This is a genomic window from Rhizobium sp. BK049 (assembly GCF_014193135.1).
In the GTDB taxonomy this organism is placed as follows: Bacteria; Pseudomonadota; Alphaproteobacteria; order Rhizobiales; family Rhizobiaceae; genus Rhizobium.
This window is the reverse complement of the sequence record NZ_JACHYV010000063.1, coordinates 1-3,299: the sequence shown is the minus strand read 5'-3', so window position 1 is coordinate 3,299 and position 3,299 is coordinate 1. Positions and strand designations below refer to the sequence as shown.

Sequence of the window (3,299 nt, the reverse complement as noted above, 5' to 3'; positions counted from 1 at the left end):
GAACTCCCGCGCCCCGCGTGCCGTCTGGAAGGTGCGGCTGTCGGAAAGCGCACCATCGCCTGCCATCACCGCACGCAGCGCCTCGTTCAGCTTGCGGACATCGTCATTGGTGTGGGCAAGCACCAGCAGTTCGTCACCGCGAAGACGGCCATCCCTGCCCTCAGAGACAGACCGGCCGACGGCCTGTCTGCGCGCCTCGGTCCAGTCACCGACCATCCGGTCGATTGCTGCCGAACGCGTCTCCTCCTCGACAAGATGACCATGCCGGGCATAAACGTCGAGCCCCTTTTCCACCTCGCCGTGGGCAAAGAGCCGCGAGGCCTGGCGCGCCCACTCTTCGCCTTGGCGGCGCACGCCGGCAAGCTCGGCAAAACCGATGCGTTCGCTGATCGCCCGAAAGGCAGCACCCGCCTGGATCGGCTGCAGCTGCATGGCGTCGCCGACGAGAACGACTTTCGCGCCCGCCTCCTCGACGATGTCAAGCACACGGGCCATCTGTTGCGACGACACCATGCCGGCTTCATCGATGACGAGCACATCACCGCGGTGGAGTGCATCGCGCCCATTGGCCCAGGCCAGTTCCCAGGCGGCGAGCGTGCGCGACTTGATGCCGGAACTGTCTTCCAACCCTTCGGCCGCCTTGCCGGCAACGGCGGCACCGATCACCCGGCGCCCCTGGCTTTCCCAGGCAAGGCGGGCTGCCGTCAGCAGCGTTGACTTGCCGGCGCCGGCAAGGCCGACAACGGCGGCAATGCCGCTGCCGCCGGTGACATGGCGGATGGCATCGACCTGTTCCGCATCGAGCTTGAACGGCTTTTGTGGATCGCCGGTCTCGACGCGCTCGATCGCCGCATCGACCTGCCGAGCCGAAACGCCGAAGCCTGCTTGCTCCGACAGAACCCGCGCCGAACGCGCCATGTCATATTCGATGCGCAGTATCTCGCGTGTGGTGAAGACTGCCGGGTCTGAGACCTTAAGCGTTTCTCCATCGATCTCCTGCGGCTTCAGCATCACAAGTTCATCCGACGCCATCAGCCGGGCGCGGATGTTGGCGAAGTCTGCCGGATCGTCGACATATCGATGCAGCGCCCTGGCGATATCCTTCTCGTCGAAGGTGGAGCGTTCATTGCCGAGCTGCTTCAAGAGAAGCTCCGGCTCTGCCAGCAGCCGGTCAGCCATCTCCTGCCGGCGCGCGAGATCGGCCGGTGCGAAATAGAGCTCCCTCCTCTTTCGCGCCAATGCCGCCTTCTCCGGCCCAAGATGTTTTTGCGCGATGCCGTCCAGCCCCTGTTCGGCATAGGAACGACCGTCGAGCCGGATCTCATGACCGGCGAGCGCCAGGTGCCGGTTGGCCGTTTCCGCCCAGGCGATCTTCCAGGCCTTCAAGGTTTCCTTGTCGCCTGCCCATACCCTGTAGACGATCTTGCCATTCGGTCGATCGGGCGTGACAATGCGTAGCGGCTTGCCGTCTTCGCCAAGAACAGGAACCTTCTTCCGGCCGAAGCCGTCCTCCGTCAGCGGACGCAGCGTGGTCATGAGATGGATGTGCGGGTTGCCGTCGTTGTCATGATAGACCCAGTCGGCCACCATTCCCATCGACGTGAAGCTGTCCCGGACGAACTCCCGGACAAGCGCGATGTTCTCCGCTCGCGTCAGTTCCTCCGGCAGTGCGATGATTAGCTCGCGGGCGAGCTGCGCGTCCGCCCGCGTCTCGGAAGCATCGAGCGCATTCCAGAGCACCTCACTCGCTTTGGCAACGGATTGCCCACCGATCGCCGCCGTCAGCCAAGCCGGGATCTGATCGGGTAGCGCCAGTTCCTCATGCACCAGTTCCCGCGCCCCACCACGATAGCTGAAGGACGTTCCGGCCAGCTCGTCTATCATCCGGGCGCGATGACGATAGGCGGCGGCCGAGACGATGCTGCGCCCCGCTCCCCTGCTGATCACCTGCGCCCTGACGAACATGATTGCCACAGCGGCCCCGCACACCTTCCAAGCACGTCGCGCGAGCGACGTATATTGCGCCCTCAAATCGATCGGACCGCAGGGCCGATGCCGCTTTTCCGAAACGCGCCTATCGATCGGAATTGCGGCTGCGACATTTTCAGATTGATGCAAAATAGACTATTTAACTATTTTATTCTAGTTAGTATAATGATGAGAAACACGGCTGGGGATGGCCGGCAATGGCGCATGGCGGCCATGGCGAGCTATGCTTACTTTCTAACTCTGATCGGAAGCTTTACGTGAATATAGCGGTTGGCCCTGGGCGGTAAGCCACCGCTTCTGACGGCCAAGACTTCGATTCGATTCACATGTTGTTCTTCGCAGGATCGGGTGAATACAAAACGACCAATTCCCCTCAGAGACGACCGCCGACTGAGAGGCTGCCTTGTTTGCGAATCACCAGAATTGGGCGCTGCTACCCGGCCCATTGAACGGCACGCGCCACATAGACGGGTATGCCGGTTGCTAACGTGATATCCTTGATGATTGGCGCCAGCGAGCCGAGTTCGTCCGCGATCAGCGCAACGAGTTTGGGATAGTTGGTATCGATGCCAGTGTCGTCGACAGCCCAAGCATTCATCCAATCGCCGCCGTTGACGCGGAATTCGTGCGTGTCGCAATCGATTTCGAGGTCGTCCAGCAGATCGATGGTGAAGCGCCGGAAAGTGTCGTTCTCACCCTCCAGCTGATATTCGGCGAATTCATCGTCCCCGATGAGAACCCTCCGTTGCAATTCCATGATGACGTGGATCCGATCAATTGCCGCCTCGAGTCCATCGACCAGGCGATCGTGAAGCTCGCGCGAGAAGCTGCTGTCGCAGCCGAAGCGGTTTGCCAGGACGATGAGTCGGAAACCGGCAAGCTTGGTGTAGAGCATGAGGTTCTGATCGGTTGTCATAATGTGATCTCCTTCATCTTGATGACGGAGATCGGCGCCTCTGTTGCAAAGAGGGGTCAGGGACCGCGGAACGCGGCTTGCAAGCGGGGGAACCGATTTTTCCAGAGCGCAGTGAAACGCGCGGCGGAAAAATTGGGGGCGACCGCGCCGTCCTTGACGCCGGAGTGCGACCTGAAAGTCGCATGAATCTCTGTTTCGAGAGGAGAACACGTGATGTGAACTTTACGAAACCGACCGTTCCATCAGTCGTTCCCTACCCGAACATGCGAAGTTGGCAACGACTCCGTGTGGAGCTTCGAGGACAACGTAACCACCGGGTGACCGGTCCACCGAACCGTGAGGCGAAGTGGAAACTGCCAGCACAAAGGCGGTGAGGTGCAAGGGATGAGCAATG

Annotated in this window: 2 protein-coding genes; both read right to left on the bottom strand. The window is 61.0% G+C overall.

All coding sequences use genetic code 11. The features are described 5' to 3' along the window. On the bottom strand, nt 1-1,974 hold a 1,974-nt coding region (traA, locus tag FHT70_RS29965; RefSeq protein WP_183706743.1), incomplete at its 3' end, for a Ti-type conjugative transfer relaxase TraA. 448 nt (nt 1,975-2,422) lie between these two features. Further along, nucleotides 2,423-2,905, bottom strand: coding sequence for a hypothetical protein (locus FHT70_RS29960; protein ID WP_183706742.1), 483 nt, complete (start codon nt 2,903-2,905; stop codon nt 2,423-2,425). Between the last annotated feature and the right edge of the window lie 394 nt (nt 2,906-3,299).

Bases quoted from the DNA above. Each gene is read 5' to 3' on its own strand.
- FHT70_RS29960 (WP_183706742.1), bottom strand. From the start codon at position 2,905: ATGACAACCGATCAGAACCTCATGCTCTACACCAAGCTTGCCGGTTTC.